The 25,359-nt window shown below is 60.2% G+C and carries 25 protein-coding genes; 12 read left to right on the top strand and 13 right to left on the bottom strand.

Annotated features, from left to right (window positions below):
- Nucleotides 1–39 precede the first annotated feature (39 nt).
- Together KCG45_RS01095 and KCG45_RS01090 are read left to right on the top strand one after the other, a co-directional pair.
- Nucleotides 40–360, top strand: coding sequence for a hypothetical protein (locus tag KCG45_RS01095; RefSeq protein ID WP_218315308.1), 321 nt, complete (start codon nucleotides 40–42; stop codon nucleotides 358–360).
- 31 nt (nucleotides 361–391) lie between these two features.
- Nucleotides 392–913: a DUF937 domain-containing protein gene (locus KCG45_RS01090; protein ID WP_255547888.1), complete on the top strand. Its 522-nt coding sequence runs from the start codon at nucleotides 392–394 to the stop codon at nucleotides 911–913.
- Between the two features lie 81 nt (nucleotides 914–994).
- Here KCG45_RS01090 and KCG45_RS01085 read toward each other — a convergent pair whose 3' ends face one another.
- The 3 genes from KCG45_RS01085 to KCG45_RS01075 are packed head-to-tail and all read right to left on the bottom strand — an operon-like array spanning nucleotide 995 to nucleotide 4,911.
- Nucleotides 995–2,617: an FAD-dependent oxidoreductase gene (locus tag KCG45_RS01085; RefSeq protein WP_218315307.1), complete on the bottom strand. Its 1,623-nt coding sequence runs from the start codon at nucleotides 2,615–2,617 to the stop codon at nucleotides 995–997.
- 37 nt (nucleotides 2,618–2,654) lie between these two features.
- Nucleotides 2,655–4,508 (bottom strand): DUF885 domain-containing protein, encoded by a 1,854-nt coding sequence (locus KCG45_RS01080; RefSeq protein ID WP_218315306.1) that lies wholly within the window; start codon nucleotides 4,506–4,508, stop codon nucleotides 2,655–2,657.
- A 37-nt stretch (nucleotides 4,509–4,545) separates the two neighbouring features.
- Entirely contained in the window at nucleotides 4,546–4,911 is a 366-nt protein-coding gene (locus tag KCG45_RS01075; RefSeq protein ID WP_218315305.1) for a DUF3597 domain-containing protein, read from the bottom strand.
- Nucleotides 4,912–5,012: 101 nt separating this feature from the next.
- Here KCG45_RS01075 and KCG45_RS01070 point away from each other — a divergent pair, with 101 nt between their 5' ends.
- Entirely contained in the window at nucleotides 5,013–5,219 is a 207-nt protein-coding gene (locus KCG45_RS01070; protein WP_218315304.1) for a hypothetical protein, read from the top strand.
- A gap of 22 nt (nucleotides 5,220–5,241) precedes the next feature.
- Here the strand turns inward: KCG45_RS01070 and KCG45_RS01065 are convergent, their stop codons facing one another.
- Nucleotides 5,242–5,925 (bottom strand): energy transducer TonB, encoded by a 684-nt coding sequence (locus KCG45_RS01065; protein WP_255547887.1) that lies wholly within the window; start codon nucleotides 5,923–5,925, stop codon nucleotides 5,242–5,244.
- 288 nt (nucleotides 5,926–6,213) lie between these two features.
- Nucleotides 6,214–6,870, bottom strand: coding sequence for an alpha/beta hydrolase (locus KCG45_RS01060; RefSeq protein WP_218315303.1), 657 nt, complete (start codon nucleotides 6,868–6,870; stop codon nucleotides 6,214–6,216).
- Between the two features lie 107 nt (nucleotides 6,871–6,977).
- Here KCG45_RS01060 and KCG45_RS01055 point away from each other — a divergent pair, with 107 nt between their 5' ends.
- From KCG45_RS01055 to KCG45_RS01040, 4 genes are all read left to right on the top strand, one after another.
- Entirely contained in the window at nucleotides 6,978–8,036 is a 1,059-nt protein-coding gene (locus KCG45_RS01055; RefSeq protein WP_218316338.1) for a cysteine desulfurase family protein, read from the top strand.
- Nucleotides 8,033–9,106 (top strand): cysteine desulfurase family protein, encoded by a 1,074-nt coding sequence (locus tag KCG45_RS01050; protein ID WP_218315302.1) that lies wholly within the window; start codon nucleotides 8,033–8,035, stop codon nucleotides 9,104–9,106. Before KCG45_RS01055 ends, KCG45_RS01050 begins: the two co-directional genes overlap by 4 nt.
- Nucleotides 9,103–9,438 carry a 2Fe-2S iron-sulfur cluster-binding protein gene (locus KCG45_RS01045; RefSeq protein WP_218315301.1) on the top strand — a complete coding sequence of 112 codons (336 nt, stop codon included), beginning with the start codon at nucleotides 9,103–9,105 and terminating at the stop codon, nucleotides 9,436–9,438. The genes KCG45_RS01050 and KCG45_RS01045 overlap by 4 nt, the downstream gene beginning before the upstream one ends.
- Nucleotides 9,439–9,598: 160 nt before the next feature.
- The gene (locus KCG45_RS01040) at nucleotides 9,599–11,779 is read left to right on the top strand and encodes an EAL domain-containing protein (RefSeq protein WP_218315300.1); all 2,181 of its coding nucleotides are present in this window, start codon (nucleotides 9,599–9,601) and stop codon (nucleotides 11,777–11,779) included.
- Between the two features lie 131 nt (nucleotides 11,780–11,910).
- Here the strand turns inward: KCG45_RS01040 and KCG45_RS01035 are convergent, their stop codons facing one another.
- Complete coding sequence (locus KCG45_RS01035; protein WP_218315299.1) at nucleotides 11,911–12,465, bottom strand: type 1 glutamine amidotransferase domain-containing protein; 555 nt, start codon at nucleotides 12,463–12,465, stop codon at nucleotides 11,911–11,913.
- Between the two features lie 157 nt (nucleotides 12,466–12,622).
- On the opposite strand from KCG45_RS01035, the gene KCG45_RS01030 reads away from it, so the two are divergent.
- Nucleotides 12,623–13,399, top strand: coding sequence for an ion transporter (locus KCG45_RS01030; RefSeq protein ID WP_218315298.1), 777 nt, complete (start codon nucleotides 12,623–12,625; stop codon nucleotides 13,397–13,399).
- Nucleotides 13,400–13,461: 62 nt separating this feature from the next.
- On the opposite strand, the gene KCG45_RS01025 is transcribed toward KCG45_RS01030, so the two are convergent.
- Nucleotides 13,462–14,709: an NRAMP family divalent metal transporter gene (locus KCG45_RS01025; RefSeq protein WP_218315297.1), complete on the bottom strand. Its 1,248-nt coding sequence runs from the start codon at nucleotides 14,707–14,709 to the stop codon at nucleotides 13,462–13,464.
- 157 nt (nucleotides 14,710–14,866) lie between these two features.
- Here KCG45_RS01025 and parC point away from each other — a divergent pair, with 157 nt between their 5' ends.
- Entirely contained in the window at nucleotides 14,867–17,161 is a 2,295-nt protein-coding gene (gene parC / locus KCG45_RS01020) for a DNA topoisomerase IV subunit A (protein ID WP_218315296.1), read from the top strand.
- A 95-nt stretch (nucleotides 17,162–17,256) separates the two neighbouring features.
- Here parC and KCG45_RS01015 read toward each other — a convergent pair whose 3' ends face one another.
- From KCG45_RS01015 to KCG45_RS00990, 6 genes are all read right to left on the bottom strand, one after another.
- Nucleotides 17,257–17,835: a hypothetical protein gene (locus tag KCG45_RS01015; protein ID WP_218315295.1), complete on the bottom strand. Its 579-nt coding sequence runs from the start codon at nucleotides 17,833–17,835 to the stop codon at nucleotides 17,257–17,259.
- Between the two features lie 246 nt (nucleotides 17,836–18,081).
- The gene (locus KCG45_RS01010; RefSeq protein WP_218315294.1) at nucleotides 18,082–19,275 is read right to left on the bottom strand and encodes a CCA tRNA nucleotidyltransferase; all 1,194 of its coding nucleotides are present in this window, start codon (nucleotides 19,273–19,275) and stop codon (nucleotides 18,082–18,084) included.
- On the bottom strand, nucleotides 19,272–19,871 hold the full coding sequence (locus KCG45_RS01005) for a CoA pyrophosphatase (RefSeq protein ID WP_218315293.1): 600 nt from the start codon (nucleotides 19,869–19,871) through the stop codon (nucleotides 19,272–19,274). Before KCG45_RS01005 ends, KCG45_RS01010 begins: the two co-directional genes overlap by 4 nt.
- Nucleotides 19,872–19,888: 17 nt before the next feature.
- A complete protein-coding gene (locus tag KCG45_RS01000) occupies nucleotides 19,889–20,449 on the bottom strand; it encodes a DUF1285 domain-containing protein (protein ID WP_218315292.1) in 561 nt (186 codons plus the stop codon).
- Nucleotides 20,450–20,502: 53 nt separating this feature from the next.
- Nucleotides 20,503–21,060 (bottom strand): GNAT family N-acetyltransferase, encoded by a 558-nt coding sequence (locus tag KCG45_RS00995; protein WP_218315291.1) that lies wholly within the window; start codon nucleotides 21,058–21,060, stop codon nucleotides 20,503–20,505.
- Between the two features lie 46 nt (nucleotides 21,061–21,106).
- Nucleotides 21,107–22,279: a PQQ-dependent sugar dehydrogenase gene (locus KCG45_RS00990; RefSeq protein WP_218315290.1), complete on the bottom strand. Its 1,173-nt coding sequence runs from the start codon at nucleotides 22,277–22,279 to the stop codon at nucleotides 21,107–21,109.
- On the opposite strand from KCG45_RS00990, the gene rnhB reads away from it, so the two are divergent.
- The 3 genes from rnhB to KCG45_RS00975 all read left to right on the top strand — a co-directional run bounded on the left by rnhB (nucleotide 22,278) and on the right by KCG45_RS00975 (nucleotide 25,234).
- The gene (gene rnhB / locus KCG45_RS00985) at nucleotides 22,278–22,898 is read left to right on the top strand and encodes a ribonuclease HII (RefSeq protein ID WP_218315289.1); all 621 of its coding nucleotides are present in this window, start codon (nucleotides 22,278–22,280) and stop codon (nucleotides 22,896–22,898) included. The genes KCG45_RS00990 and rnhB overlap by 2 nt on opposite strands.
- A gap of 25 nt (nucleotides 22,899–22,923) precedes the next feature.
- The gene (locus tag KCG45_RS00980) at nucleotides 22,924–23,847 is read left to right on the top strand and encodes a calcium/sodium antiporter (protein ID WP_218315288.1); all 924 of its coding nucleotides are present in this window, start codon (nucleotides 22,924–22,926) and stop codon (nucleotides 23,845–23,847) included.
- 241 nt (nucleotides 23,848–24,088) lie between these two features.
- Nucleotides 24,089–25,234, top strand: coding sequence for a site-specific DNA-methyltransferase (locus KCG45_RS00975; RefSeq protein WP_439648913.1), 1,146 nt, complete (start codon nucleotides 24,089–24,091; stop codon nucleotides 25,232–25,234).
- Nucleotides 25,235–25,359: the final 125 nt, after the last annotated feature.

The following is a 25,359-nucleotide window of genomic DNA, read 5'->3' as shown; positions in this document are numbered from 1 at the left end:
TTAGGGACAGGGATACTTAAGAGACTGGAGAGCAGATCAATGAGCCTTTTCGATCAAATCCTGGGCGCGGCCCACAACCACCCGACCGTGAAAAACATGGCTGATAAACTTGGCATCGATCAGTCGGTTGCAGAAAAGGCTATCGCCGCCCTGACCGACGGTCATCAGGCGGATGGCGACACGTTGGAGGTGGCCTCGGCGAAAAGCGGTCTCGATCAGAACATCCTTTCGCAAGTGATGGCACATGTCGGCGGTGAGGGTTCGCTGACCGGTTTCATGCAATTGCTTGACCAAGACCATGACGGTAACCCGCTGAACGATATCACCGATATGGCGTCGGGCCTGTTCGGTAAGAAATAAGCGCGACAGCGCTCCCACATTCAGGAGAGATATGATGAGCCTTGCTCAAATGCTGCAACAGACCGGCGCGATCAGTTCGATGGCGAGAGAACTCGGCGTCGATGAAGGGACCGCGAAAACAGCGGCGGGCGCGCTTCTTCCTGCGATCGTCGCTGGGATGGGGCGCAGTGCCACTGGCGGTTCGACGACACCCGATCCGATGGGCGGCCTCGGCAGCCTTGCAGGCGCGATCCTCGGCGGTGGCGGGTCGTCTGCTGGCGGCCTGCTCGATGCGGTACTGGGCGGCAGCCCAACGCCAACGGCGCCGGGCAACGATATTCTCGGCAATATATTCGGCAGCAAGGATGTAAGCCGTTCGGTCGCGGGCGAAGTCGCCTCGATGACGGGTCTGGACGAGGGGCTTCTCAAGAAGATGCTCCCGATCCTCGCAATGGCTGTCGCTGGTTACATGGCAAAGCAGGCCACTGGCGGTGGCGCAGGAAGCGCTGCACCTTCGCAGAACCCGCTTGGCGGGATCCTCGGATCGATTGTCGGCGGGATGATGAAACGGTAAGTCGCGATCGGATGGGAACGGCGCGGCTTATCGGCTGCGCCGTTCCCATCCGAATATCGGCGTTTCGCGACTTCTGGCCAATCACTCAGCTCGTCGGCGCTCGTCCAGATAGGTCCAGATCCGGCTGACGACTACGGACCCTTCGCCGACTGCGCTGGCCACTCGCTTGATCGAACCGGATCGCACGTCTCCTACAGCGAAGATGCCGTCCGTTCCCGTTTCGAATGGGGTTTCGCGGCCGACTTGCGCTCCGGTGAGTACGTATCCCTTGTCATCCGTTTCCACCAGGCCGGAAAGCCATTCTGTGTTTGGCGCCGCCCCGATCATGATGAACAGCGCTCGTGTGTCGACGCGGCGCTCACCGTCCTTGGTCTTGAAGGTCACAGCTTCCAACCAGTCTTCACCGTGGAGCGCCGTCACTTCGGTGTGATAGTGGATTGTTACCTTGGGGTCGGCTTCCAGCCTTTGGCTGAGGTAGCTGGACATCGATGCAGCCAGACTTCCCGACCGCACGACGAGATGAACATGCGCCGCTGTTCGCGACAGGAACATCGCTGCCTGTCCAGCTGAATTGCCGCCGCCGATCACGACTGCCTCCGTACCACCGCAGAACCGGGCTTCCATCTCGGTGGCGGAATAAAAGATTCCGGCTCCCTCGAGCCGTTCGAGATTGTCGAGCGGTAGGCGATTATACTGGACGCCCGTGCTCACCAGGATGGACCCTGCGCAAAGCTCGTCACCGTCATCCAGCGTGGCGCAGAAGCTGCCATCGTCTCGCTTGATCAGCCCGACGACCCGCCGAGGCATGACGAAACGTGTGCCGAATTTGAGCGCCTGAATCTGGCCGCGATAGGTCAGATCGGTGCCGCTGATGCCGGTAGGAAAGCCCATGTAGTTTTCGATGCGGCTCGAAGTGCCCGCTTGCCCGCCGACTGCTGTGTCCTCGATCACGAGGGCGTCGAGCCCTTCGGACCCGGCATAGACCGCCGCAGCCACCCCGGCAGGTCCGCCGCCGACAATGAGCAAGTCGAATTCGCGCTGCGAACAGATGTCGAGATCGAGCCCGAGATATTGCGCGACCTTGCGCGGAGTCGGATCGTCGAGTTTACGGTCGGAATCCAGCACGACCGAGGGCTGGTGCCCGGTAAGGTCGCACACCTGCGCGGTCTCACTGTCCGAGGCATCCATGTCATAGCTCTGGAAGGGAATGCGATTGCGCGAGAGGAACCGTTCGACGGCTTGCACGTCCGGATCACGGTCTGCGCCGATAACCTTGACGGATGAATTCTTCAGCTCGAACTGCCGCCGACGCCGCGCAGCGAACACAGTGATGATGTGATCGGAGAGTTCGGGAATTCGGCTCATCAGGTCGAGCATTGCCGTCCGCGGTGCTTCGATCACGCGGGTTTCCTGCGCCGCGCGCATCGGCAGGAACCAGGTGCCCCGGTTCATGAAACCGATTTCGCCCATGAACTGCGTCGGTCCGAGCGCTGCATCGAAGAGTCGCTCTTTCGAATAGGGGTCGACGACTTCGATCTCGCCTTCGAGCACATAGACGAAGGTGTCCATCGGATCACCGCTGCGCGCGAACCAGTGCCCTTTTGGATAGGTCTTTTCTTCGCCGATCTCGCAGATGGCGTCTACATGAGCATCGGCCAGCGGCACGCGCCGCATGGTTTCGAGATCTTCACCGAGTTGTTCCATGCGAGCCTCCTGAATGATCGCCAAGGCCTAGATGGGGTCAGGCGCGTGCACCTGCAATGTAGCGCGAGACCGTTTTATCGACGACATCAAGCGGCGCGTTCCCGCCGAGAATGACTGCGGTGTTGAAAGCCTTGAAGTCGTAGGCGGAGCCCAGCTCCGCTTCGGCTCTCGCGCGTTGTCGCACGATCTCGCTATGGCCGATCTTGTAACTGCAAGCCTGTCCGGGCCAGCTGCAATACCGATCGACCTCACTGGCGACTTCTTCGTATTTCGATCCGTTACGCTCGACAAAGAACTGGCGAGCCTGTTCGCGGCTCCAGCGTTTTGAATGCAGCCCGGTATCCACGACGAGGCGGCAGGCTCGGAAGGCAAGGCTTTGCAAATATCCAAGTCGCCCGACCTTGAAATCGTCATACGCGCCAAGCTCATCGGCGAGCTGCTCGCCGTACAATGCCCAACCTTCGCTGAATGCGCCAAAGGCAAGGATCGAGCGGATGAGGGGCAGGCGGTTCGAATATTCGCCTTCCCATACGTGGCCAGGGATGGCTTCGTGGAATGTGAGATCGGGCAGGTCGTATTTTCGGTGCAGGTCGGTGGTCCGCAAATTGATCCAGAAGCGGCCGGGGATCGAGCCGTCCTTGCTGCCCGCACCGCCATAGGCACCGGGCGCGCCCGGTTCTTCGTTAATGGGTATGCGCCGCACTTCCATGTTCGGGTCCACCAATTGGTTGAAGGCGCGCGGCATCTGTCCCTTGATCCAGTCGATCCGTTCATCGATGAATTCGAAGATCTCCTCGCGACCCGGATCACCTTCGGCGAACTTGTACCGCGGATCTTGGGAAAGCGCCTGCATCCGTTCCCCGACGCTGCCGGTCGTGTAGCCGACTTCGCGCAAGATCGGGTCCATGCGGCCATGCAGTTCGGCGAGCTCGTCCAGCCCTTGCCGGTGAATCTCGTCGGGGCTGAGCGAGGTGGTCGTAGACGCGCTCGTGGCCCACGAATACCACGCTTCGCCTTCCGGCTGAGACCACATGCCCGGATCCGAATCGGCTACCTTGCGCATCGAGTAAAGTTCGGCGAGCTGCGCTTCCAATGCCGGGGCGACTTCCTTTTGTACGAGCGTATCGGCCAGCGCTGCGCCGGCATCGGCACTGCCAAGATCGGAGCTTTGGAGAGGTTCGACCAGCGATCCACCTTCCATCGCGTCCTTGAGTGCAGTGCGCATCTGGCCGATCGCCTTGTCGAGCAGGAAGTCTGGCGGGACAACGCCGAACGCGCGGGCTTGCTGCATTCGCTCCAGCTCACCGTTCAGCACCTTGGGCACTTCGGCAATCCGGCTCAGATAATGATCGACGTCTGCACTGTCGCGAAGGGGCTGGGTCGCGCCGAAGAAGCGCGGGAAATCGATATATCCGCCGACATTCTGGATCACGACATAAGGTGCGTTGCGCCAGCTGCCGACTGCCACATCGCCATAGGGCAGGTTCATGCCCTCGATAGCCTTGGAAAACGCGCTTTCAACAACGTCGAAGCCGACTTGTTGATCGGCTGTCAGGTTGTCTTTCGGATAGGCGCGGGCATCTGCCAATAGTCGCTCGAGGGTCGCTTTATACGCCTCGCGCCCTTCCTCACCTGCGGCGCCCATAGTGCCGCGCCATGCCGCATATTCCCCGGTGTCGACACCCAGGCCGGTCGCACGAGCCGGTTCATGTTCGAGCATTGCGTAAGCGATGCGGTCCAGCATTGCGTCGGGCGACAGCGAAGCTGGTGGCAGTGCATCTGCGGCAGAATAGCTTGCTCCTGCACAGCCGGGGATGAGCGCCAAGGCGGAAACGCCGCCAAGCCCATAAAGGGCCTGACGGCGTGTGATGTTCTGGTTTGTCTCTCTCATGGCGACCGGTGTTACCGTCCGCCTGAAAGCTGTCAAATCAGTTCTTGAGTTCGCCGGGCACGACGCCGCCAGCCTTGGCGATCTCGTCCATGACATCGCGGTGCAGCTTGATATTGTCTTCCGCTGAACCCGAATAACCCGCGTTACCCATTTCCTGGGCGAGCTCTTTCCGGTTTTCGTAGCTGGGATCGATTTTGACCAGTTTCATCAGGTCGACGATCGAAGTGCGCCAGTTGAGATCCTCTGCGCCGGGGATATTGGCGATGCGTTTCTCGACCTCTTCCTGGCTGATCGGCGCGCGCTCTTTTGGACCGGATGTCGCCGTAGGCTGGGGGTTGCCCTTGATCTCTTCCTTGTCGTCGTCCCCGAAAATCGCGTTTTTGATTGAACTGAAAATACCCATGCATTCCTCCTCGTTATGATCTTGCAAGTGTTGCGCCCGCATGTGCATGTCACACCGAACCGACACTTCATGCAACCAACGTTCGACGAGGCTATTCGTTCATGGATATCGTTCTTTCCATCGTGATGCTCGCAGCGTTCGCCCTGTTGGCGGGCGCTTTCGTCTATTGGCGCCGCACTGGAGAGCTGAAGCAGCCCGCGCTGATGGTGCTGCTGGCGGGGATCGCGATCGCGAATGTGCTGATCTGGACCGTGCCGACATCTGACGGGAGCTCGCCAATCGAGCGGGCCGAACAGGCCGGCGGGTAATACCCCGCCAGCCGCGGGCCGATCATTCGGGCAGTTTCCAGTTTACCGAATTGCGATAGGTGCCGGATATCGGATTGCCATAGCTGTCCTTGGCCGGATCAAACCGGGCCCGGCGCTCGATCAGTCTGCAGGTTGCCTCGTCAAGCTGCGCGTGTCCGGTCGACTTCGTGATCGTGCAGTCGCTCACCTTGCCATCGCGGTCGATGGTGAGGGCGAAGCTGACCACGCCTGAAAGCTCCTCACGCACCCAGCGGCTACGATAGTCGCTGTCGGTCACCCATCGGCCGGGATTACCCCGTGGAGATGCCGTGATCGGGTCGGGCAAAGCGGAGGTGGGGGTAGCGTTGCCGATGGGGCCGCCGACGTCGACCGGGCCGATGGTTCCGGTTCCAAGGTCGGGCAATGTGTCGATCGGCGCGCTGGGGCCGGGGTCGAATTCGAAATCGAACGGCGTTTCGACCGTCGTCTCGTAATTGGGGGTGACTTCGCGAGACTGCGCGGGTTGCTGCTCGGTCTGTTCCACCGGCGGCTCGATTTCAGGCTCGATCGGGGTGACGTCGAACACGTCCGGGTTTTCCACGATGTCGGGGATCACACCTTTCACCGCAAGGCCGATGACCAGCATGGCGCCGAAGGCGGCTGGCACTCCCAGTGCACCCAGCGCTGCCACAGGGTTCGCTCTGTTGGCGGATTGCGCGTAGCTCATATCAAGGCTCCTCTCTCACTTATCAGGTGAGCGGCGCCAGCAACGAGGGGGGTGGATAATCGAAACCGGCACCTCTCAGTCGCAATGTTACAACATAACAGAGGTAATGAAAGCACTTTCGCGTTTCTTTTCAATACCTTTCCTGGTTTCCGTAGACGAACGCGCCCGTCGCGCCGGGTGATGACGCGTTTTGTGGCGCACCCCAAGCGAGCGCAATCCTGCCCGGACGCGGCTAAAGCTCTGGTTTTCGTCATCAGCGGATCGGACGCAAATACGCCGAATCGTTGCCTACTTGATTGGGCAATCCGGCGAGAGGCGGAAGTCGAGGTAATTGTCGACCGACAACATCATATCGTCCATTTCATTTTCGAAGAAATGGTTCGCGCGGGGGATTTCGTCGTGATGAATTGTGATGTGTTTCTGCGTGCGCAATTTGTCGACGAGCTTCTGCACGGCGGTTGGCTGAACCACGGTATCGGCTGCGCCCTGCACGAAGATCCCGCTGGCCGGGCACGGCGCGAGGAAGCTGAAATCGTACATGTTTGCAGGCGGTGCGACAGAGATGAAGCCGCGCACTTCGGGGCGGCGCATCAGCAATTGCATGCCGATCAGCGCGCCGAACGAATAGCCTGCAACCCAGGTCGTTTGCGCCTCGGGATGGATAGATTGCACCCAGTCGAGCGCGCTCGCCGCATCGGACAATTCACCAATCCCATTGTCGAAGCTTCCCTGGCTGCGGCCGACGCCGCGAAAGTTGAAGCGCAGAACCGCAAAGCCGCGGTCGGCAAATGTCTTGTAAAGCCGCTGGACGATCCGGTCGTTCATCGTTCCACCGCCCTCCGGATGCGGATGCAGGATCATCGCGACAGGCGCACGCGGGCGCGGGGGAGGGGAGAAACGACCTTCAAGACGGCCTTCGGGGCCGGGGAAGATGACTGATGGCATGAACGGACCTTGCGCTAATATGGTGTTCGCGCGCCGGGTGGCGTGCGCGAAAGCGGGCTCTATATAGGGTCGGATGCAGAATTCGCAATTTTTTGTAGAGGCGTCCTATTCCTGATCGCATCTATCTCGATCATGCCGCGACCTCGCCGCTGCGACCCGAAGCACGCGCTGCGATGGAAGAGGGTTTTCGCATCTGGGCGAACCCGTCTTCGCCTCATGCGGAGGGACGCAAGGCCAAGGCCGCGCTTGAGGAGGCGCGTGAGCGGATCAAGGCGGCGCTGGGCTGGAACGGCGAACTGATCTTCACCAGCGGCGCGAGCGAGGCGGCAGACCTTGCCCTGAAATCGGCAAAGGCCGGTGCGCGACTGGTGGGCGCGACGGAGCATGACGCTGTGCTCAAGGCTGCACCGCAGGCAGAGCGTCTGCCCGTGGGTAGCGACGGTGCGCTCGATCTCGATACCTTGGCAGAAGCGGTTCAGCGCGAACGTCCACTGGTCGCTGTCCAACACATCAATTCCGAAACCGGCACTGCGCAGCCATTGGACGCAGTCGCCGCGCTCGTCCGCGATGCGGAAGGCTGGCTGCTAGCCGATTGCTCACAGAGCGCAGGTAAACTCGCGTTGCCGGACTGCGATATGGCTATCGTCTCGGCACACAAATTCGGAGGTCCGATCGGCATCGGGGCGCTCCTTGTGAGAGATTACGCCATGCTCGAACCGAGCGGTGGGCATGAACGAGGGTACAGGCGCGGGACCGAGAACCTGCCCGGAGCGCTGGGCATGGCGGCGGCGCTTGAGACGGCAGGCGGGACATATCTGGCGCCCGAGGTACTGGGACCGTTCCAGCAATTGGCGGCGCGGTGCGAAGAGATGGGCGGCACCTGGCTTTCCCACCAGCTTTCCGATCCGAGCCCATATATTTACGCCATCGCGATGCCCAATATGTCCGGAAGCGCGCAGGTCATGCGTTTCGACATGGCCGGTATCGCCATATCGCAGGGCAGCGCCTGTTCGAGCGGAACGATGAAGACGAGTCACGTGCTTGAGGCAATGGGTCTGGTTCACAATGTCGCAGCCAACACGATCCGGGTGAGCGTCGGCTGGTCGACCACGCGCGCTGACGTGGAACGGTTCGCCGACACATGGATAGAGCTAGCAGCCCAATGATCTATCTCGACTATCAAGCAACCACCCCGCTCGCGCCAGAATCGCGCGATGCCATGCTCCGCTGGCTCGATGGTCCGGAAGGCACGGGCTTCGGCAATCCCCATTCACCGCATCGGATGGGACGGCAGGCGGCGGCAGCGATCGAACTCGCGCGCGATCGCGTGGCCGCGCTGTTCCCGGCAGGCGGGCAGGTCATCTTCACCAGCGGCGCGACCGAAGCGCTGAATCTCGCGATTCGGGGGAGCGGGACAAAGGGCAGTGTTTCGGTTTCCGCGATCGAACACGCCGCCGTGCTCGACACCGCAAAAGCGGTCGGCGGAGCCCACATCCTCAACGTTTCGAAAGAGGGACAGTGCAACACCGCCCAGGATGTGCCCGCGGATGTGCGGCTGATCGCGGTGATGCAGGTCAATAACGAGATCGGCACGATCCAGCCGACCATCGACTGGCATCGCAAGGCGAAAGAGAACAATGCGCTGTTCCTGATCGACGCGGTGCAGGCATACGGGAAGATGGAAGTCACCGGCGCAGACATGATCGCGATCTCGGCCCACAAGTTCCACGGTCCGAAGGGCATCGGCGCGCTTTGGATCCGCGACGGGATCGAGCTTGAGCCGCAAGTGACGGGCGGACTTCAGGAAGGCGTGCGATCCGGCACGTTGTCGCCCGCGCTGATCGCCGGAATGGGCGCAGCTGCGCACCTCGCGAAGGAAGTCCGCAGCGAAGACGCAGCCCATACCGAGGATCTTTGGAACCGCGCGCGCGAGCTTTTTTCCGGATGGGAACTCAACGGCAGCGCGGATGCGCGCTGGCATGGCAATCTCAACATTCGCCGCGACGGTCTGGACGTCAATCGCCTGATGAGTGATTGCCGCAATGTGATGTTTTCGGCGGGCAGCGCCTGCGCGAGCGGGTCAGGCCGGACGAGCCACGTGCTCGAAGCGATCGGCCTGTCCAAGGCTCAGGCCAAATCATCTATCCGGCTCGGTTTCGGTCGCTACACCCGGCTGGCCGATCTGGATAAGGCCGCTGGCGCGATCAATCAGGCGGCGAAGGATCAGGGCCTGTGAGCATATCAGTCACTTTCATTGATCCGCGCGGAGCGCGCGTCGTTGCGAGTGCTGAGCAAGGCGACACCCTGCTGCGTGCGGGGCAGGCCGCGGGACTTCCGCTCGAGGGCACGTGTGAAGGTCAGATGGCCTGTTCAACCTGCCACGTGATCGTCGCCGCCGAATGGTTCGACGAGCTGACCGAGGCAAGCGAGGAAGAGGAGGACATGCTCGACTTCGCCGCCGGGGTGCGGCGTACCAGCAGGCTCTCCTGTCAAATCGAACTCACCCAAGATCACGATGGACTTACAGTTAATGTTCCGGCTGAAAGCATCGACGCACGCCGAATTTGAACTCCATCACCGGTATTTCGAGCGGTTAATCACTTCCTAAGCCATTCCCGTCATATTGCCGTGCAAGCGCGCACTTGGTTGGCGGGTCATACCGTTGATCAACAGACGCGCAGAACGGTACGTTGGGGAATGAAACTTGGCATTCGGATTGCTCAATCGAATGAGTCGCGGCTGGAAAGAGGAAGCCGAGAACCAGCAAGCGGCGGAAGAATCCAACTCGCCTCCGCGCCGCACCGATGTGCTACGCGATATCGAGGATGTCGGAATCGGACTCTTTTGGGCGACCAACAAGAAGGGCGAGCTTTCCTACCTTTCAACGCAAGCGCTGGACTCCTTGGGTGATGGGGGTGAGAGCCTCATTGGCCAGCAGCTGTCCTCTGTCTTCACCGAAGCTTCGATCGAAGCGGGAGAATATTCCGGCCGTTCGATAAAATTGCGAATGAAGGCTAACGGCAAGATCGACCACCAGATTGTCGAGATCAATCTGAACGAAGCTGGCAGGGACGACCCGTCCAAGCATTATTGGTGGCGCATCACGGCCCGCCCGAAAATGGATCGGGTCGGCGGCCTCATCGGATATCGCGGAGTTGCAACGGATATCACGAGCGAATTTCGCCATCAGCAAAGCATCGCCAAGCAATCGCAGTATGACGAGCTGACCGGTCTCGCCAACCGCCGGCGCATTGGCCACAAATTGTCGACCATGCTGAACTCTTTCAAGACATCAGGGCGTTCGTGCGCGTTGCTGATGCTCGATCTCGATCGGTTCAAGCAGGTGAACGATACTCTGGGTCATCCGGCAGGCGATGAGTTGCTCAAACAGGTGGCGCAGCGTCTTCAGGCCCTGATCAAGGATCGCGGCGAAGTGGGCCGCATGGGCGGCGATGAATTTCAGATCCTCTTGCCGGACATGGATGATCGCAACGAGCTTGGCGAGCTGTCACGCCGCATAATCCAGATGCTGTCTCAACCTTATTCGATCAATGGGCGGCGCGCGCAGATCGGGACGTCGGTCGGAATCGCAATAGCCCCCTATGATGGAGTCGATGTCGATGAAATCCACGCCGCCGCCGACCTTGCGCTGTACGCGGCCAAGGAGAGCGGGAAGGGGGCATTCCGTTTTTATACCGCCGATCTAAAGGACGACGCATCGCGCGGTGTGCGAATTGAAGAAGGCCTGCGTGATGCGCTGCATCGCGGCGAGCTGACGCTCAATTATCAACCTCTGGTTGATCCGAAGAGCGATACAGTGAAGAGCTTCGAAGCACTGATGCGCTGGCAGCATCCCGACGAAGGGCCGATCTCGCCGAGCCTTTTCATACCGATCGCTGAACAGACCGACCTCATCATCAAGCTTGGCGATTGGGCCTTGCGGCAGGCCTGCATGGATGCGGCCCGATGGCCAGGCGACGCGCGCGTAGCGGTGAACGTATCAGCCAAGCAGTTCATGTCGAGCGACTTCCGCAAGAGCGTAGCCTCAGCGCTGGCTGCGAGCGAATTGCCCCCCGCGCGGCTTGAGCTGGAGATCACGGAAAGCGTCTTTGTCGGCGATGTCGAACATGTCGACAAGACCTTCGCTTCGCTCAAACGGTTGGGCGTGCGCATGGCGATGGATGATTTCGGAACGGGGTATTCCTCGCTTGGCTATCTGAAGCGCGCGCCCTTCGACAAGATCAAGATCGACCAGAGCTTCGTTCATGGATGCACCGAGGGTGGTGACACCAATCCGGCCATCATCACCGCCATCGTTTCGCTCGCAAAATCGCTCGAAATGGAAACCGTTGCCGAAGGAGTGGAGGCGATGGACGAGCTGAAACTTGTGAAAGACCGGGGAGCGGACTTCGTCCAAGGCTACATTTACTCACGGCCTCTGACCCACGAACAGGTTCTCGAACGCCTCGAAAACGGAAATCTCGTTTTCCGGCCAAACGGCCCGCCGCGCTATCGGGCCGATCGCATGACCGTTTTCCGCAAGATCGGGCTGATCCATGAAGATCACTACTACGACGTCATGCTGCGTAACCTGTCGAAGACCGGTGCGCGGATCGAAGGTCTTGCGGGGGTTCCACAGGGTGAGGAAGTTGTTCTCGATCTTGGCGGCGGTCAGCTGGTGGTCAGCAAAGTCATTCATTCCGAGGATGGAACTCAGGGCGTAGAATTTGAAGTACCGCTGGTCAGCGATGGATATAACGGCCTGGTCACGCGCAATCGGATTTCTCCTTATGTGCTCGCCGAAGCAGGAATGCCGCTCGCAGCCTTGGGATCGGGTGCTTATCCAATGGAGAAGCTGCTCTTGGGGGCGATGAGCGTACCCAAATTTACCCAACTCGAGCTGAGCTAGAATTAGCGCGCTCCTGCGCTAGAAACACAAATCCCGCCACGTCATGACAAAAGACGTGGCGGGACTGGATTGCCGGCCGGGACAGGTCTGTAGGAGGATTGAGCCCCGCCCGGCGGTGTAAATCGCGGATATCAGGCGTTTTCCGGAACCCGATCCATATCTCCTGCCATTTCGAGCGCGCTCATCAGCGTCGCCGTAAAGGCCGGGATATCGTCGGGATTGCGGCTGGTGATGAGGTTGCCGTCGAGTGCGACCGTCTTGTCGACGATGTCGCCGCCTGCATTTTCGAGGTCAGTCCGGATCGAAGGCCATCCCGTTACGGTCTTGCCGTCGATTATATCGGCTTCTGCGAGAAGCCATGGCGCATGACAGATCGCGGCGATCGGCTTGTTCGCCCCATCGAACTGCTTGACCAGGTCGATTACAGTGTGGTTCATCCGCAGCACGTCCGGGTTGATTTGTCCGCCCGGAAGCAGCAGCGCGTCGTAATCGCCTTCGGACACTTCCTCGACCGTCAGATCGACCTTGACGCTGTCGCCCCAGTTTCCGTCCTTCCAGCCCTTGATTTCACCATCTTCGAGGCTGGCGATGGTGATGTCGGCACCGGCATCTTCCAGCAGTGATTTCGGTTCCATCAGTTCAGACTGTTCAAACCCGTCAGTAGCGATGATCAGAACGCGTGCCATAGATATATCTCCTTGTAATTGCTTTGATAATCCTACGAATGAGACCCTCGATCGTTCCGCGATAGCCGCCGAGCCGTTGCGATGGTAAGGCGAGTTGTAATTGTCCGCCCCGGCACCATTTCGCTCGGGCACCTGCGGGCTTTCGGAGAATTCACGAATGACAATTCAGGAACGTGCGCGGGGCCTGGTCGAAGCGCGCTGGTTCGAACGTTTCATAGTCACTGTGATCGTGATCAATGCGATCGGTCTGGGACTGGAAACGTCGCCTGCTGCGATGGAGCAGGCCGGCGGTCTGATCCGCCGGCTTGACCAGATTGCGATTGCGATCTTCGTGGTCGAGCTCGCGTTGAAGCTGTTCGCGTACCGGCTCGCATTCTTCCGCAATGGCTGGAATGTTTTCGACCTCGCGATCGTCGGTGCGGCACTGGTGCCAGCGGGCGAGCAATTCTCGGTGTTGCGCGCGCTGCGCATTCTACGCGCATTACGCCTGGTTTCTGTCGTCCCGAGCATGCGCAAGGTAATCGTCGGCCTATTCAGCGCGATACCCAGCATCGCCACCGTCATCGTGATGCTGCTGCTGCTTTTCTACATCAGTGCTGTCATGGCGACGAAGCTGTTCGGCACCGCATTTCCCGAATGGTTCGGCACTCTCGGTGCCTCACTGTATTCGCTGTTCCAGATCATGACACTCGAAAGCTGGTCCATGGGTATCGTGCGACCTGTGATGGAGGTGTATCCGTGGGCGTGGACGTTCTTCGTCCCGTTTATCCTCGTCACCAGCTTCATCGTGCTGAACCTCTTCATCGGTGTGATCGTCAACGCCATGGCCGAGGCCACCGATGAAGAAGCGCATGACGAGCGCGAGATGATAATCGAGGAGCTGAGAGCCTTGAGGCAGGAGGTTGTGGCCTTGCGGGATCGCGGGCAGCCATAGGAGCGCTTGCCCACGCCGAACCAGACTACGGAGACGATGATCCGCCGACTACGCCGCGCGCATCATCCAGCTTTCAGGACAAAGAACATGACCGCCATCGCAGACATGATGGTTATGCCTGCGATACTGAGCGTCTTCATAGCTGCGCCAGGCCGATCTTCTTCAGGCATCCCACAGCGAGTGATGACCAAATGATTCAAGAGGGCGATCACCGGTCCGACGACAAAGTAAATCGAAGTGACAAGATCGATAAAGACGGCGAAATTGCCCATCATTGTGGCCAAGATGACGTAGCTGAGCGCAGCAATGATCGACAGGAAAACTGCGTATGTCCGGGTGGAGGCTCTGCCACCAACATTGCCGAGATATTCCTGATGGATGGCGCCGTACCCGCGGGCCGCTCCGTCGAACGACGCGATCATTGTCGTCGCCATGACGCACAGGGCAGCGATAGCCGCCAGATAGGCTGGGATTGTTCCAAGGGTTTGACGGTACAGGTCGATGACTTGCGAAGCCAGCTCTGCTGCGCCGGTTTCTGGCGCGATCCCGCCTGAATGCATAACACCGGCGCCCATGACGCAGAAACACAGCGCAAGAAAGCCGGTCAACAGATATGACGCCAAAAAGCCCTTACGCATTGTTTCGGGGCTTAGACGGTCGCCTTCTGCGTCGGTCTCTTGCGATTTCAATGTCCAGAGCGAGATCTGCACCGATTGACCTACTGGGCTTGGCATGAACCCGGCCAGAGCCACCACGAATAACAGCGCGAGCGGGTCCAACGCCCAGTCCACGCTGGTGAAGCTCGCCCATTGGACACGTGGGAGCGCCAAGGCCGATGCAGTGATCGTCGCGACCGTGAGAAATGCGATCAGCAGTTTGTTCACCCGGTCGAGCCAGCCATATCCGCCGACGAGCAAGAGGGCGACCGTCGCCGCCATTGCTATCCCTGCAAGCGCCAGAATCGGCAAGTCGATGCCGGTCAAAGCGGCAAGAATTGCGGCTGTTGTCGCACTGACTGCGGCAAGGCCGATAGGTGCGATCGTCAACGATGTAACCGCGTATAGAATGACGGCCCAAACGCCCAGCTCGCGGTAACCGCCTATGATCGTTCGGCGGGTGGAGTGAGCGTAATCCATGCCGAAGCGGAAAGCCGGATATTTGAGTACGTTGATGGTGACGATCACGACAATCAGCGCCAGGCCGAACATCGCTCCGGCACGGGTGGATTGGACGAGGTGCGAGACGCCGATTGCCGAGCCTGAAAATACAAGTCCGGGACCAGCCGCCCGTTGCCAATCGCTCAGTTTCATATGTTTCCAATCGGGAAGGAACCGATGCGACCAGCTCTGCAGGGGTTCTAGACAGACATCGGACGCAATGGCAAGATCAAGGACCGAGGAGCGCTTTCGACCCATTCCTGTGGAAACGCCTCTCCCCGCGCACGGCGTGCGTTGCTAAGCGGGACGCATGTCCGAGACCGATACCGAACACGATTCTGATCCATTTGACGCAATTGTCGATGCACCGTTCGATGCTGCATTGTCCGAGCGGTATCTCGTGTATGCCCTTTCCACGATCACTGCGCGTTCGCTGCCGGATCTGCGCGACGGGTTGAAGCCGGTTCACCGGCGGCTGCTGTGGACCATGCGTCAGCTCAAACTAGACCCGTCCAACACTTTCAAGAAATCGGCCCGGGTCGTGGGCGAAGTGATCGGCAAGTATCATCCGCATGGCGATACTGCTGCGTACGATGCAATGGTTCGGCTCGCGCAGGATTTCTCGCTGCGCTATCCGCTGGTCGAAGGGCAAGGAAACTTTGGCAATATCGACGGCGATAACGCGGCTGCATACCGTTATACCGAAGCGCGCCTGACCAAGACAGCGATGCAATTGATGGATGGGCTCGACGCCGGCACGGTCGATTTCATTCCGACGTATAACGGCGAAGAGCAGGAACCCGAATTGATGCCGGGTCTGTTCCCCAATCTGCTGGCTAATGGCGCGAGCGGGATCGCAGTCGGCATGGCGACGAACATTCCCAGCCACAATGTTGCCGAAATCATCGATGCGACGCTGGAGCTGATCGACAATCCGCATGTCGAACATGCCCGTTTGATGGAGCTGTTCCACGGTCCCGACTTACCCACCGGCGGGCAGGTCATCGACAGCAAGGACATCATCTCCGAAGCCTATGCAACCGGGCGCGGCTCGTTCCGGGTGCGCGGCGTATTCGAAGCGCCCGAAGCCGATAAGGCGGAGGACAAGGCAGCAGGGCTTGAGCGGTTGGGCGGCGGCCAATGGCAGCTCGTCATTTCCGAAATTCCCTATCAGGTCGCCAAGGGAAAGCTGATCGAACAGATCGCGCAGGCGATTGCCGACAAGAAACTGCCTATTCTCGAAGACGTACGCGATGAAAGCGACGAGACGATCCGCATCGTGCTCGTTCCCAAGAGCCGGAATGTCGATCCCGAATTGCTGAAGGAAAGCATTTTCAAGCTTACCGATATGGAAACGCGGTTTGGGCTGAACCTCAATGTGCTCGATGCGAGCCGGACGCCGATGGTGATGGGGCTCAAGGAATTGCTGGCCAACTGGACGGCGGCCCAGATCGAGATCCTCCAGCGCCGCACGCAGCATCGGCTGGACCAGATTGCCCGGCGGTTGGAGCTCGTCGAAGGCTATATCATCGCCTTTCTCAACCTGGACCGGGTGATCGAGATCATCCGATACGAGGACGAGCCGAAGGCGGTGATGATGGCGGAATTCAGCCTCTCCGACCGACAGGCCGAAGCGATCCTCAATATGCGGCTGCGAAGCCTGCGCAAACTTGAGGAAATGGAGCTCAAGCAGGAAAAGGATAACCTGCTGGCAGAGCAGGATGACCTGCAAAAGCTGCTCGATAGTCCGGCGCGCCAGCGGACCCGGCTCAAGAAAGATCTACGCGCCCTGCGCAAGGATTACGGCGAGGATACCGCGCTAGGCGCACGCCGCACCCGCATCGAGGAGGCGGAGCCGGCTGTCGAATTCTCGATGGATGCGATGATCGAGAAAGAGCCGATCACCGTGATCCTGAGCCAGAAGGGCTGGATTCGTGCGGCCAAGGGCCACGTCCCACTCGATCAGGAATTCAAGTACAAGGAAGGCGATTCACTCGCCAACATCCTTCACGCGCAGACCACCGACAAGCTGCTGATCGCGGCGCATAACGGGCGGTTCTATACGCTGGGCTGCGATAAGCTGCCTGGCGCGCGCGGTTTTGGGGAACCCGTGCGCACAATGATCGATCTGGAGGCGGATACCGCGATCGCGAGCATGATCGTCCACCGGCCGGGCGGGCGGCTTTTGCTGGCATCTTCGATCGGCAAAGGGTTCGTGGCGGAAACAAACGAACTGCTCGCCGAAACCCGAAAGGGCAGGCAGGTGGTAAACCTCAAGGGCGATGCGAAGCTGCAGGTCATCCGCGAAATTCCCGAAGAGCATGATCACGTCGCCTGCGTGGGCGACAACCGCAAGCTCATCGTTTTCAACCTTGAAGAGATGCCGGTCATGGCGCGCGGTCAGGGGGTCATGCTGCAACGTTACCGCGATGGCGGACTGTCCGATGCGACGACGTTAAGGCTGGCAGATGGGCTGAGCTGGAAAATGGGCGGATCGGGCGATCGGACTCGCACTGAAACCGACATCTGGCAGTGGAAGGTCGCGCGCAGTGCGGCCGGACGACTACCGCCGCAGGGCTTTCCGAAGGATAACACTTTCGACTGAACGGCCTGAGCCCGGGCGCCCGCTGTTCCGCAGAAACAAAAAAGGCCGCGAATGTCGCAATGACACTCGCGGCCCCTTTTTTGAATTAGTCGAGTTTAGCCTGCGTCTGCAGCTTCCTCTTCGGTTTCAGCCTGCTTTGCAGCGGCTTGCGCCGGGGTAAGGATTTCCGCGCCTTCGGGGACTTCGACGGTGTTCGCTGCGATGTCCTGAGCCGAGAACAGCACCATCAGGGCACCGTCGGGATCGATGACGAAGGATTCGCGCTTGAGCGTGATGATACCGGCATCGCTCTTGACGATGGCCGTGTCTTCGCTGTCCACGGTGTATACGGTGCCAGCGGGCATTCCGTCCGCGCTGATGACCGCCGCACCTGCGACGAGGGCGGCATCACGCTTTGCATCGGCTTCGGCCTTCTGCGCGTCGAGCATGCTGTTGATCTGGTCTTTGGTCGCGTTGACGGTCCATTTGCCTTCACGTTCGGCAAGCAGGTTTGCGGGCAGCGGAGCTTTGTGCGCGCCAGTGTCGACGGTCACAATGCCATCGGCATTGCTTTCAACAGTGCCGATCGGCGCGTCGTCATTGCCGTATACGGTTGCGCCTGCATCCTGCGCGGATGCTGCGAACGGGGCCGCGGTCATTGCGGTGGCCAGAATTGCCAGCTTTGCAAACTTCATAAGATTAAGTCTCCGTTGATCAAACTCGTAAGGGCCGCCGCATAACGGAAGGGCAGCGCACGCATGTTTGGCATCGGACCCGAGAGGGCCAACAATGTCGACGCCAACAGCGATGAAATGCGCGCACCCGACCAATGTGCGAAACGCGCAGGAAGTTCCCCTAGACAGGGACGAAGCGCATTTCAACCGGGCGACCTGTTAGTCTCGTATGACGAATCGCAGGTGAAGCGAACCTTAACGTAAACGTTAAGAGGCTCTCAGTTCCTCATCGAGGATCTGCGCGACGCGGTCTTCGTCCGGGAATCCCTCTTCGACCCAGCGCCTTTCCACCGCGCGAAGAATGCGCGCGACTTCGGGCCCGGCATCGACCCCGCGCGCAACGATCGTTCCGCCCTTGAGCGGAAAGGTGGGGATGTCCCAATCCCTGATCTCGCTCGCGCTGTCGCCAAGCAGGATGAGCCGGTTCACCGCGATATCCGTACCTTCGTCATAGGACAGCGCCTTTGGGTGGAACCGGTCGCTTTGCAGACGTTTCGCAGTGCCGACCAGCACGCTGCGCTGAGCCTTGGACAGCCGCAGGCGTGCCGCTACGATCTCTGCGACGTCAGGCGAGGGCGGGAGCAGGGCGGCGAGGCGGCGCAGCGGATCGGGCGCATATCCATACTGCCTTTCTCGCTCGATGACGTCACGCATCAGTTCTACATGCGGGAGGGCACTCTCGGGCAGGATCACCCGCAGCACGGCGCGGTTGAACATACGTTCGACCGTGTCACCCGGATCGGGCAGCGCCAGCAGTTTAAGCAATTCATCGGCCACGCGTTCGCGGCTCAGACCCTTCATCGTATCGGCAAGGGCGGCGCACGCCTCCTCGGCTTCCTGGTCGAGTTCGGCGCCAAACCGTGCCTGGAACCGGTAATATCGCAGGATACGCAGGTGATCTTCCGCGATCCGCTGTCTGGCATCGCCAATGAAGCGTACGCGGCGCGGTACAAGGTCTTCCAGGCCCCCGAAATAGTCCGATATCTCAAGCGTTTCAGGATGTGCATAGAGCGCATTGATGGTGAAATCGCGCCTCGCCGCATCCTCGCGCCAATCGCTTGCGAAGGCGACCGTGGCGCGTCGGCCGTCAGTCGAGACGTCGCGGCGCAAGGTGGTTATTTCGACCGGTCCATCTTCCAGCAGCGCAGTGACGGTGCCGTGATCGATGCCAGTTGGGACGGTCCGGATGCCCGCCTCGCGGCAACGATCGATGATGGCGTCGGGTAGATGCGTGGTGGCGCAATCGACATCGCTCACGGGTGAGCCCAGCAAAGTATCGCGGATCGCTCCCCCGACCCAGCGAATATTCTCTGCGCCCAATGTGTCGGTCAGTGTCTGCAGCCCAGCACGCTTCGGCCATTCTGCAGCACCAAGCGAGCCGGGAAAACCCGGTCCGGTCATGCCGATTGCTCGAAAGAAATACGACGCGAAAGGTTCGCGATGATCGCAGCAGTCACGCCCCAGATCCGATAGCCTTGGTAATCCATTTCCAGATAACGCCGGTTCGCCCCCCGCCAGTACACTTCGTTGACCGACCAGTTACTGCGTTCGAGCAGCAGTGCAAGTGGCGCTTCGAACCATGCTTCGACTTCGGAAGGGTTGGGCACAAGCTCCATTCCCGACGGCACCACGCCCAGCACAGGCGTAACACAGAACCCCGTGCCGGTCTGGTACTCGTCGCTTGTGCCGATCACGCGCACTTTGTCGCGGGGCAGCGAAAGTTCTTCCTCCGCTTCACGCAGCGCAGCGGTTACGGCATCTTCGCCGGGGTCGAGCTTGCCACCGGGAAAGGCGACCTGGCCTGGATGATCGCGCATGCCGCGTGGCCGCTGGGTCAGGATGACCTGCGGATCCTCCTCCACATCGGTGACAGCGATCAGAACGGCGGCAGGGGTGGAGCGGCCATCGGCAAATTCCGCGTCGGTCAGAAGATCGGGCATGTCGCGGGAATGCCCCGCCTCGAATGCCGCTTTTAGGGAGGTGAAAACAGTGCTCATGCAGCCTGCGCGTTCCTTCAGGGAAGCAGCGAGAAAATCGCGCCCTGGCTCGTCACCATCAGGCCCTGTTCGATATCGTCGCCGCTCGTCTCCATCGCGATATCGGCCAATTGCGCATAGGTTGACCGGTTGAGCCGCGCCTCGCAGCCGCGCCGCACATGAAGATAGATCGCAGGGGTATCTGGATCGCCCGCTGCGCGGATCGCATTGTCGGGGCCAGCGACAACCAGCTCGTCGGTGTTCAGCCGGAAAGCGATTTCGCCGTCGCGCATGACGCAATCGACCGCGATAAAGGCTGCATCGTCCACCTCTATACTGAGCTTTTCGAACGGCGTGACGAGCCAATGCTGCGCTTTGTCGTCACGGGTCAGCAGTCCTGAAAAAGCGCGCACCATGGCGGGACGGCGTATCGGATCGCCTTCATGATACCAGGTGCCGTCCGCGGCGATGCGCATTTCGCTTTCACCGATCTGCTGCGGAGCCCATCCTTCGACCGGGGGAAGCTTGCGGTTCTCAACTTGCTCCGCAATTTGGGCGAGGGTGAGTTCGGCGAGGTATGGGGGCGGTTCGTAAGGCATAAGACTTTAATGCGATGCCAGAACTCTGCGTTCCCGCCAAGTCGAGCGAAATTCTAATCGCGTCCGGCGATCCCGCCTGCGGGATTCCATGGGCCTAGCATGCCTCTGGATGGCATCGCAGAAAGGGCCGCACCGCGCGCGAGCAGGCGCTCGGGCTCGAACGGGCCGGGACATCGCCAACCGCCGGTGACCGAAGAAGAAAATCCCCAGCGCCCGTAATAATCCGCGTCGCCTATCAGAACTTGCGGGAACGAGGGCGATCCGGTTTCGGCGAGGCGCGTATCGGCATCCAGCATCGCGGCCATCAAACCCATGCCGAACCCTTCGCCCTGGCGTTCGGGCAGCACTGCTACCGGACCGACCATGACGAGCGGCACAGCGCGCGCGTCGTCATCGATCAGTGCAATCGGCCAGCATTGGATTGTGGCAACGAGCATCTCGTCTTCGTCGAGCGCCGCGAAACTGAGCGCGTCGAGCGGAGCCATGCCGGCACGAATGCGATACGCCGTGCGTGCATGACGGTCTTTCCCGAACGCACGGTCGAGCAATTCGTCGACCATTGCAGGGTCGACGGCAGATAACGGTATAAGGGTCGCAGCGTGATCTGACATGGGCCGGCGCGCTTAAGCGGTTTGGCGCGCTATGCCCATTAAAAAATCACATGCTCAGTTTCAGCACGCGGCCCTCTGGACCGTCTTCGGCAACCCATATGCTGCCATCCGGCCCTTCCTCGATCGACCGGATGCGGCCCTCCATATCATAGCGAGCGACCTCAGATGCTTCGTCGCCGTCGATTGCGACATGAACCACCGCCTGGCTGCTCAGCCCTGCGATCAGCGCATCGCCCTTCCAAGGGCCGAACATGTCGCCGGAATAGATAATCATGTCGCCCGGCGCGATTACCGGTGTCCAGGTCGCCGCCGGCTTCGTAAATCCGTCATCGGCGGAATGATCCTCGATAGGGTCGCCGTTGTAGTGGTTGCCGTATGAGCGCGACGGCCAGCCATAATTCGCGCCCGCAGCCACAAGGTTAAGCTCATCGCCGCCTGCAGGGCCGTGCTCCACGTCCCAAAGCCGCCCCTCGGCATCCCAGTCCATCCCGAGGATATTGCGGTGTCCATAAGACCATATCTCAGCGGTGTTACCGCCTTGATCCGCCATTGGGTTACCGTCTGCTGGCGTCCCGTCGAGATTGAGCCGGACAATGGTTCCGAGCGTGTTCGAGATATCCTGAGCCGGTTCGAGTTTCTGCCGATCACCGCTGGCGATGAACATGTATTGTTCGTCCGGCGAGAAGGTGATGCGGTGCGAATAGTGGCCCTGTCCGGTCACTTTCGGCGCTTGCCTCCAGATGACATTCAGATCCTCGATCGCGCACGCATCGGCTTCTTCGCAGACCATCGTGCCGCGGCCGACCACTGCGCCGCGCGTGTCGCCTTCACCGGCTTCTGCCCAGCTGAGATAGACCGTTCGGCTGTCGAAGGTGTCGGATGCTTCGGACGCGAGAAAGGCAATATCGCCGAAGCCGCCTTGTCCGCCATATGCAACTTCCGGGACGCCCGTAACCGTGCCCATCCGGCCCGCGCCATCATTGGCGGCGGTGTCGATGAATTTGAGCGAGCCTTCCTTTTCGGTGATGAACAACAACGCGCTGCCCGGCGCGAACTCGATCGCCCAAGGTTCATCGAACGTGCCCATATCGGTGACTTCGAAAGCAATCTCGGTGTTGTCTGCGGAATCAGCACTATCCCCGGTTTCGGCGGCGGCGCAGCTTGCGAGCGCGAAGACGGAAAGGGAAAGTGCGAGCGGAAGCTTGGATGCGTGTGTCATGGTTGAAGTAACTCCCGTTGGTAAGTTCGGTGCCCGGCCCGCCGTGATCGGAGTCGATGAAGCCGGACGCGGACCGTTGGCGGGGCCGGTCGTGGCCGCTGCGGTGGTGCTGGGCGAAGACGTACCGGCAGGGCTCGATGATTCCAAGAAATTATCGGCCAAACGGCGGGCTTTACTCGACAAAGATATCCGCCGCACATGCCGCTGGGCGGTGGCTTTAGTAGAGCCGGACGAGATCGATCGGCTCAATATCTTCCAGGCGACGATGGAGGCGATGACGCGCTGTGTGGCGGAACTGGCCGAACAAACCGGCGACAATTGCGAGGTTCTGATCGATGGCAACATGACGCCTGCCGGTCGGCGCGAGGGCTGGCGCTGGCACGCGCGCGCTATCATTGGCGGGGACGGGATCGAGCCTGCGATCAGCGCAGCCTCGATCATCGCGAAGGAGTGCCGCGACCGGATGATGATCGAAGCCGCCGCCTTGCACCCGCATTACGGTTGGGAACGGAACAAGGGGTATGGAACGAGAGAGCACATGGAAGCGTTGCGCCTCCATGGACCGACACCCTTGCACCGCCGAAGCTTTGCTCCCGTCGCGCAAGCGACTTTGCTATAGGGCCCGCTTGCCCTAAGCGCCGCCCATGCTGAATGCGATTCTCCTGAGCCTAGCCGGACTGGTCGGCCTTGCCATTGGCGGTGAGCTGCTGGTGCGCGGGGCGGTGGGTATCGCACAGAAACTGGGCGTCTCGACGTTGTTTACCGGTCTTGTCATTGTCGGTTTCGCCACCTCGATGCCGGAAATGGTTGCGAGCGTGCAGGCTGCTCTTGCCGGATCGCCGGAGATTGCATGGGGCAATATCGTCGGATCGAACCTAGCGAACACTCTCCTGATCCTTGGCGTCTCCGCTTTGGTCATGCCGATCGTGTTGACCGGCACCGGCAGGCGAGACGCGGTTGTGGCGCTTGGTGCGACGCTGCTGCTTTGGGCGCTTGTCTGGTCGCAATGGGGTGAGCGTTGGATCGGGATCGCTCTGCTTGTGGGCATCTTGGTATACATTGTCTGGCGTTATCGCCACCCCGGCGCCGCTCAGATCGAGGAGGAAGACACGGACGGCCCCTCCAACACGGTGATCGCGGTCCTGCTGTTCCTCGTCGGCCTCGGCATTCTGATCGCTGGCGGTAATGCGCTGGTTACCGGAGCGATTTCGCTGGCGACGATCTTCAAGGTGCCGGAGACGGTGATCGGTCTGACGGTGGTTGCAGTCGGCACGTCCTTGCCCGAACTCGCAGCCTCGATCGCAGCGGCGCTGCGCGGAAAGCCAGGCCTTGCGCTTGGCAATGTGGTCGGCTCGAACATCTACAACATCCTGTTGATCGGAGGGGCGACGATGAGCATCGCGCCCTTCGCGTTGCCAATTGAGCTGGTCGGCCTGCAGATGACGCTGCTGACCGGGAGTGCGCTTTTGCTGCTCGGGCTGCTATGGCGCGGGAAGGTAATTGGGCGGCTTCTCGGAGCGGGCCTCGTTGCCGCGTTCGCCGCTAATGTGGTGCTCGTCTTCAATTAAATACCGCCACCGAGTCTTCGCGAACACACCCCTCCATATCGAGTCCCCAATTTGTTCAGGGACTCAACATCTTGTGGCGGTCACCTTTCGTTCCGTGTGAAGCACGACGTGCTTTACGGTGCATTAACCATAAGCCTCCAGAATCTTTGCTTGACGGGGAGTCCCGATGGACTCACCCTGTGGATAACTCTGGGTCCGGTGTGTGGAGAATGGTGTCGTGGGCGTGATCGAAACAGCGAAGGTGCGCACAAGGCGCGCTTCGAAAGCAACGAAGAAACTCGCTGCGGAAGATATCCGTTCGCTCCTTCCGATCGGCCAGATCCTGTCTGGCGACTGTGTCGAGGCGATGCGCTCGCTCCCGGACAATTCGATCGATTGCGTCTTCGCCGATCCGCCATACAACCTCCAGCTGGGAGGCAACCTTAACCGCCCCGACGGCAGCGAGGTCGATGCGGTTACCGATCACTGGGATCAGTTCGACAGTTTCCGTGTCTATGATGAATTCACCCGCGCCTGGCTGACCGAGGCGCGCCGCGTGCTCAAACCCGATGGCGCGCTCTGGGTGATCGGCAGCTATCACAACATCTTCCGTGTCGGCGCGATTTTGCAGGATCTCGGCTTCTGGATCCTCAACGATGTTGTCTGGCGCAAGACCAATCCGATGCCCAATTTCAAGGGTACCCGTTTCACCAATGCGCATGAGACTCTGATCTGGGCGAGCCAGGGTGAAAAGGCGCGCTATCATTTCAATTATCGCGCGATGAAAACGCTGAACGACGAGCTGCAAATGCGCAGCGACTGGGTGCTACCGATCTGTTCGGGCGGAGAGCGTTTGAAGGAAGACGGCAAGAAAGCGCATCCCACGCAAAAACCGGAAGCGCTGCTATACCGCGTGCTGCTGGCGACCACCGAAACCGGCGACGTGGTGCTCGACCCCTTCTTCGGTACGGGGACGACAGGAGCCGTGGCCAAGCGTCTTGGCCGCGATTGGATCGGCTGCGAACGCGAAGATTTCTACCGCGGCGTCGCGATGAAGCGGATCGAAAAGGAACTGCCGCTCGATGAGAGCGCGCTAAAGACGATGCAGTCCAAGAAAGGCGCGCCGCGCGTCGCATTCGGCACGCTTGTCGAAACCGGCCTCATTCCGCCCGGAACGACAGTTTTCGACAAGAAACGCCGCTGGTCCGCAGTCGTCCGCGCCGACGGATCGCTTGATCATAACGGCAAGACCGGATCAATCCACGGGCTTGGAAAAGACCTTCAGGACGCACCCAGCTGCAACGGCTGGACCTTCTGGCATTACGAAGTGGACGGTCCGGATGGTAAGGAGATGAAGCCGGTGGACGCTGCCCGGCAGATCCACTTGCTTGCCTCTGAAGACGGGTAACGCAGGGCAAGGCATCCTCAGCTCGTCGTTTATAACATTCACGCGCAACATTCTGTCGCGGCAAGCGAACAGTTGGTCGCAAGTGCCTGAAACTTGACGCAATCTCCCTCGTTCATGGGCTCGGA

Origin of the sequence: Erythrobacter ani (assembly GCF_019204025.1) — a bacterium.
GTDB classification, from domain to species: domain Bacteria; phylum Pseudomonadota; class Alphaproteobacteria; order Sphingomonadales; family Sphingomonadaceae; genus Erythrobacter; species Erythrobacter ani.
This window is presented reverse-complemented; position numbering and strand designations above follow the sequence as displayed.